The organism is Rhodococcus sp. R1101, assembly GCF_000278445.1.
GTDB classification, from domain to species: domain Bacteria; phylum Actinomycetota; class Actinomycetes; order Mycobacteriales; family Mycobacteriaceae; genus Rhodococcus; species Rhodococcus gordoniae.
Map to the genome: position 1 here is coordinate 1 of NZ_AJVB01000218.1, position 6305 is coordinate 6305.

Here is a 6305-nt window from a genome sequence, read left to right on the forward strand (position 1 = left end):
GTTCTACGTCGCCCTCACCCGCACCGAACGAGCCCTCGTTCGTCTCCGGCCACCACCTGGGCCGACACCGGCTCCGAACCGAAGGGACCCTCGCCCTTCCTCGAGGAACTGCACGGGATCGTCACGGCGCGACCCGAGCTCGGTTCGATCGATCATTGGGCGCCCGAACCCGAGCCCGAGCAGGAGAACCCCCTCACGGCGTCACCGCGCAGCGCGCTGTGGCCGCGCGACCCGCTCGGCGCGCGGCGCGGCGACATCGAACGCGGCGCAGCGCTCGTCCTCGCCGAGTTCGACCGGACCGACCTCCCGACCGGGTACGACGACGATCCCGACGAGTGGGCCACCGACGTCGACGCGTTGCTGGCCGAACGCGAACAGCGCGCCGAGCAGAGCGCCGAAGTGGTGCTGCCCGCGCAGCTGTCCGTCAGTCAGCTCGTCGACCTCGCCACCGACCCCGATGCCCTCGCGGCCCGGTTGCGCCGTCCGTTGCCGTTCCGGCCCAATCCGCTCGCGCGTCGCGGCACGGCCTTCCACGCGTGGCTCGAGCGCAGATTCGGCGCGACGCGCCTGCTCGACCTCGACGAGCTTCCCGGCGCCGACGACGAGGACGGCGACGATTCGCACTTCGACCGGCTCCAGGAAGCGTTCCTGCGGTCGAAGTGGGCGTCGCGCAATCCCGTCGAGGTGGAGGTGCCGTTCGAAACCGCTCTGGCCGGCACCGTCATCCGCGGACGCATCGACGCGGTCTTCGAGGATCCGGACGGAGGCTGGACGGTCATCGATTGGAAGACCGGTGCCGAACCGGAAGGGGACAAGCTCGCCACGGTGGGAGTGCAGCTCGCTGCCTACCGTCTCGCCTGGGCGCAGCTGATGGCGGCACGCACCGAGCGGCTCACCGGCCGACCGGCCGAACTGCCGCTGCACAAGGTCCGAGCGGCTTTCCACTACGTCCGCACCGGACGCACCGTTGCACCCGACGAGCTGCCCGGCGCGGCGATGCTCGAACGGCTCGTTCTCGAGGCGGGGAACCTGCGGCGCGAATCCACCGCGGATTCCGAGGCGGAGGACTAGGAAAGAACTGTGGCGACCTTCGTGCTGCTCCCAGGAGCCGGATCCGACCCGTGGTACTGGCATCGGGTGATCCCGCTGCTCGAACGTCACGGGCACCGCACGATCGCGGTCGACCTGCCCTATGCGGACGGGTCGGCGGGCCAGTACGACTACGCCGATGTCGTCGTCGAGGCGATTCGGAACGTGCCGCCCCCGCTGGTGGTGGTGGCCCAGTCGATGTCGGCCTTCACGGCGGTGCTCGTCGCCGAGCGGTGCATCGTCGACGAACTCGTCCTCGTCGCGCCGATGATCCCGGCGCCCGGCGAGTCGCCGGGCAGCTGGTGGGGGAACGTCGGGCACGAGGAAGCGAGGCGTGAACAGGACGTCGCTGCGGGTCGCGATCCCGATGCCCCGATGGATCTGCGCGAGTTGTTCTTCCATGATGTGCCCGACGAGGTCGTCGCCGACGCGTTCACCCACGAGGCATCAGCGCCTGCCGATGCGGCCTTCGAGCCGGCCTGGAACGCCGATCGGTGGCCGGGCGTGCCCGTGCGTGTGGTCGCCGGGCGGCACGACAGACTGCTGCCGCTGTCGCTCGTGACGCGCCTGTCGCGCGAACGCGTCGGTGTAGAACCCGAACTCGTCGACAGCGGTCACCTGCCGGCACTGGCGCGACCGGTCGAACTTGCGAAGATCCTGTTGTCGTCGCGGTGACGAGCCTCGGGGCACTGCCCGAACCCGTTCGGGCTCAGGGGCACTGCCCGAACCCGTTCGGGCTCAGGGGCACTGCCCGAACCCGTTCGGGCTCAGGGGCGCTGCCCGAACCCGTTCGGGCTCAGGGGCGCTGCCCCACCCCGGTGGCCACTTCGTGCGCCCGGCGCCCGGCGGTGTCGGGGGCCAGTGGAGCCGTGGGCATCCCGGCTCCCTCCCGCAGACCCGACAGGAACTCCTCGAGGATCTCGGGCGGCGAATACCGCGGTTTCCAGCCCAATTCGGTGCGGGCGCGGGTGCTGTCGAGCAGCGGAAGTTGCAGCACGGTGTCGAGCAGCCCGGGGGAGGCCGGGACGAGGTGCGCGTGCCACGCCGCCCGCACCGCCGCGCGGAGGGCCGCACGCGGCACCGCAATCTTCCTGGCGGAGAACATCTCCGCCAGGAACGCGCCGTCCACCGGCGGTTCCGTCGCAAGGTTGAACGCGCCGCGGACCGGCCGGACCGTCGCACGGACGAAGGCATCGGCCACATCGCTCGTGTGCAACACCTGGGCCCGCAGATCCTCGACCAGCGGCATCGCGGGCAGCAGTCCGCTACGCAGCAGATTCCCCGGCAGCAGGGGGACCGACGAACAGTCGCCGCTGCGAGGTCGCCGATTCGCGCTTGAAGATGAAGTAGGGCCGCATCCGCACGATGCGCATCTCCGGCGCCCGGGACTCGAGGGTGTCGAGACAGCGCTCCAGATACGACTTCTCGCGCGGATAAGCAGCGCCCGGCCACCCGTGCGTAGGCCAGTCCTCGGTGACACGATCCGTCGACCGTCCGGGCGAATAGGCGGCCACCGACGACGAGTAGATCAGGGCGGGAACCTTCTCGGCGGCCGCCGCCTCGAACACCGAGATCGCGCCGAGCACGTTGTTCTTCCAGGTCACCTCCGGACGGTGGGTGGGCTGGAAGAGCCACGCCAGATGGATCACCGCGTCGGCGCCCCGCACGATCGGACGGAAGTCGTCGGTGGAGGTGTCGGCGACCGTGAAGGTCGCCTTGGGCGCGGTCCACTCCGTCGGCCGTCGTGCGACGCCCACGATCTCCGCGACGGCGGGTTCCCTGCCGAGCGCCTCGACGATGCCGGTTCCCAGATTGCCGGTCGCGCCGACGACGACCACCTTCAGACCACGTCCGGTGTCCATACCGACGCATACCCGCTCACTGTGGCCTCAATCACCGCGAACGGTCGATCGCTCAGCGAACCGAGGTGCGGCGGACCTTCAGCGCTTCGGTGACGAGGGGGATCTGCAGCGGCAGCCGGGCGAGGGACAGGGCCTTGGCGGCAGGGGAGAGCTTCGGGCTGCGCAACCACGTCGCGGCCATCTGCAGGTTGGCGGGGAAGACCGCGAGGAACAACGCCGCGGCCAGGGAACCACCGAGGCGACGGGTGCGGGGGGCGGCGAGCGCGCCGGCGACGGCGATCTCCGCCACCCCGGAGGCGTAGGTGTAGGTGCGGGCATCACCCGGGAGGGCGCGCGGCACGATGCCGTCGAAGAGCTCCGGTCGCACGAAGTGCAGGATGCCGACGCCGAGAAGAAGACCTGACAGCCGGATCGCAGAGCGCTGCGCCGCGTTCGTGGACATGCGTGCCACACTAGCGCGCGGCGGTACGCTGCGATCCGGTATCGGGCGCAGTCCGTTCGGTACCGCGACGACCGAGGGTGGCCGCCAGTGGAGGCCGACAGCAGGAAGGTGGGACACCGCGATGCCCGGGAGGTTGCGTGCGCGGTTCAGCCGCTCCGATCAACTCACCGAGCGCCCCGACTTCGCGCTCGTCGGTGTGCTGCGCGTACCCCAGGAGCAAACCAGTCCCGGACTCGCGATCGCCCGTCGCATCGGTTACGCGTTCGCGGCGTTGTTCCTCGCGGTCGTCGTCGTCTACCTCGATCGTGACGGGTACATCGACTCCCAGGACAACGAACTGTCCCTGCTGGACTGCGTCTACTACGCCACGGTCTCGCTCTCGACCACCGGCTACGGCGATGTCACCCCCTTCACCCCCGAAGCGCGCCTGATCAACATCCTGCTGATCACGCCGCTCCGGGTGTTCTTCCTCATCGTGCTGGTCGGTACCACTCTGTCGGCACTGACCGAGAGTTCCCGTCAAGCATTCAAGATCCAGCGTTGGAGGCGCCGCGTGCGTAATCACACCGTCGTCATCGGTTACGGCACCAAGGGCCGTACCGCGGTCGACGCCATGCTCGGCGACGGGGTACCCCCGTCCGAGATCGTCGTGGTCGACACCGATCCGGTGGTTCTCGAGTCCGCCGCCGGGCAGGGCCTCGTGACGGTTCAGGGTTCGGCGACGAAGTCCGATGTGCTCCGACTCGCCGGCGTGCAGCACGCGTCGGCGGTGATCGTCGCCGCGAACCGCGACGACACCGCGGTGCTCGTGACCCTCAGCGCCCGCGAGATCGCCCCGCGCGCGAAGATCGTCGCCGCCATCCGCGAGTCGGAGAACACCCACCTGCTGCGTCAGTCGGGTGCCGACTCGGTGGTCATCTCGTCGGAGACGGCGGGTCGTCTGCTCGGTATCGCCACGACCACGCCGAACGTCGTCGAGATGATCGAGGACCTGCTCACACCGGAAGCGGGATTCGCCATCACCGAACGCGACGTCGAGCCCGGCGAGGTCGGGGGATCCCCCCGGCATCTGAAGGACATCGTTCTCGCCGTCGTCCGCGACGGGCGGATGTGGCGGATCGGTTCGCCCGAGGTCGACGCGCTCGAAGCGAGCGACAAACTGCTCTACATCCGGCTGGTGGGTTCACCGCCGGGCGCCATGCGTGGCTAGGGTGCTGGTGTGACCGGTTTCGCTCTGTCGGGTACCCCGCTGCTCTCCCGTACCGTCGTCGACCGGGCGGAGGAACTGCGGTCGGACGAGGATGCCCTGCGCACCGGATGGGCCGAGGCGAAGCTCCTGCGGGTCGACCGGCGGAACCAGGTCCGTGTGTCCGACGGCGCGCTCGTGTTCGGCGAGGCGTCCGAACTCGGCCCCGAGCCGGTCGCCGGCGCGATCTTCCTCGGCATCCGCGACGGACGCCACGTCTGGGCCACCCGGGTCCTCGCCCAGACGGGCACGGTGGCCGACCTGCGGCGTGTCGGCGAGCACCTCGACGATGCCGATGCCGACCTGCTGGTCAGCGCGGTCGCCTTGCTGAACTGGCACGACAACGCCGGCTACAGCGCGGTCGACGGCTCGCCCACCCGCCCGACGATGTCCGGCTGGTCGCGGATCAGCACCGATACCGGGCACCAGGAGTTCCCCCGCACGGATCCGGCGATCATCTGCCTCGTGCACGACGGGCACGACCGTGTCCTGCTCGCCCGGCAGCCGGTGTGGCCCGAACGGCGTTTCTCCGTCCTCGCCGGTTTCGTCGAAGCCGGCGAGTCCCTCGAATCATGTGTGGTCCGGGAGATCCGGGAAGAGGTCGGCGTCGAGGTGCGCGACGTGCGGTATCTCGGCAGTCAGCCCTGGCCGTTCCCCCGGTCGCTCATGCTGGGATTCGCGGCGATCGCCGATCCCGAGCAGGCCCTGGACTTCCGCGACGGCGAGATCGGCGAAGCGCGGTGGTTCACGCGCGAGGAGGTCCGCGCGGCACTGGCGACGGGCGACTGGGCCTCGGCCGACGACGCCCCGCTGCTGTTGCCCGGCTCGATCTCGATCGCGCGCGGGATGCTCGAGGGCTGGGCCAAGGAATGACCGGGGTTCGGCGATGAGAGGAGCCGGCCGCGGTGAACGCGACCGGCTCCGTGGACGAGCGACGAGAACCTACAGCCCCAGAGCGCGCTGGACCTCGGCGAGCGACGGGTTGGTGGCGGTGCTGCCGTCGGCGAACTTGACGGTGGGCACCACGTGGTTGCCGTTGTTGACGCTGCCGACGAACTCCGCGGCGGCCGGATCCGATTCGATGTCGACCTCGGTGTACGCGATGCCGTTCTGGTCGAGCTGGGTCTTCAGCCGCCTGCAGTAACCGCACCAGGTGGTGGAGTAGACGGTGAGGGCGGGTGCATCGGTGGTCGTCATGTCTTCGAGAACACCACAGCGGCCGGGCATGTTCCGCGACCGGGGTCAGGTGTGATCCGCACCACGCACTCGGCGTCACCGGTGGTCTGCACTGTCGGCGGCCACTGTCATGATGGAGGCCATGTGTGCGGATGTGGTGGAGGGTCTCGATCCCGAGCAGGCGGCAGCAGTACTCGCCCCACGAGGACCGGTCTGTGTGCTCGCCGGTGCCGGCACCGGCAAGACCCGCACCATCACCCGACGCATCGCGCACCTCGTCTCCGCCGGGCACGTCTCGGCGAGCCAGGTCCTCGCCGTCACTTTCACCGCCCGTGCGGCAGGGGAGATGCGCTCACGTCTGCGTGCTCTCGGTATCGGTGGCGACGGCACCCAGGTGCAGGCACGCACCTTCCACGCGGCCGCCTTGCGGCAGCTGCGGTATTTCTGGCCGCAGGTCGTCGGCGACACGCCGTGGCAGTTGCTCGACCGC

6 protein-coding genes and 2 pseudogenes are annotated in these 6305 nt (G+C 69.9%); 5 read left to right on the forward strand and 3 right to left on the reverse strand.

Annotated elements, in window-relative coordinates; all coding sequences use genetic code 11:
• A pseudogene (locus R1101_RS26810) lies at nucleotides 1-1071 on the forward strand (PD-(D/E)XK nuclease family protein); the annotation flags it as partial.
• 9 nt (nucleotides 1072-1080) lie between these two features.
• Nucleotides 1081-1764 carry an alpha/beta fold hydrolase gene (locus tag R1101_RS0114095; protein ID WP_016934056.1) on the forward strand — a complete coding sequence of 228 codons (684 nt, stop codon included), beginning with the start codon at nucleotides 1081-1083 and terminating at the stop codon, nucleotides 1762-1764.
• A gap of 121 nt (nucleotides 1765-1885) precedes the next feature.
• On the opposite strand, the pseudogene R1101_RS26815 reads toward R1101_RS0114095, so the two are convergent.
• A pseudogene (locus R1101_RS26815) lies at nucleotides 1886-2951 on the reverse strand (NAD-dependent epimerase/dehydratase family protein).
• Between the two features lie 52 nt (nucleotides 2952-3003).
• Complete coding sequence (locus R1101_RS0114105; protein WP_026003268.1) at nucleotides 3004-3393, reverse strand: DoxX family protein; 390 nt, start codon at nucleotides 3391-3393, stop codon at nucleotides 3004-3006.
• 121 nt (nucleotides 3394-3514) lie between these two features.
• Between R1101_RS0114105 and R1101_RS0114110 the strand changes: the two genes are divergently transcribed.
• The gene (locus R1101_RS0114110; protein ID WP_016934058.1) at nucleotides 3515-4603 is read left to right on the forward strand and encodes a potassium channel family protein; all 1089 of its coding nucleotides are present in this window, start codon (nucleotides 3515-3517) and stop codon (nucleotides 4601-4603) included.
• A gap of 9 nt (nucleotides 4604-4612) precedes the next feature.
• Nucleotides 4613-5512 carry an NAD(+) diphosphatase gene (gene nudC, locus R1101_RS0114115; RefSeq protein WP_016934059.1) on the forward strand — a complete coding sequence of 300 codons (900 nt, stop codon included), beginning with the start codon at nucleotides 4613-4615 and terminating at the stop codon, nucleotides 5510-5512.
• Between the two features lie 69 nt (nucleotides 5513-5581).
• Here the strand turns inward: nudC and R1101_RS0114120 are convergent, their stop codons facing one another.
• Nucleotides 5582-5836 carry a mycoredoxin gene (locus R1101_RS0114120; protein ID WP_016934060.1) on the reverse strand — a complete coding sequence of 85 codons (255 nt, stop codon included), beginning with the start codon at nucleotides 5834-5836 and terminating at the stop codon, nucleotides 5582-5584.
• 109 nt (nucleotides 5837-5945) lie between these two features.
• Here R1101_RS0114120 and R1101_RS26820 point away from each other — a divergent pair.
• Nucleotides 5946-6305 (forward strand): UvrD-helicase domain-containing protein (locus R1101_RS26820; protein WP_037223446.1); only part of this gene is annotated, 360 nt, incomplete at its 3' end.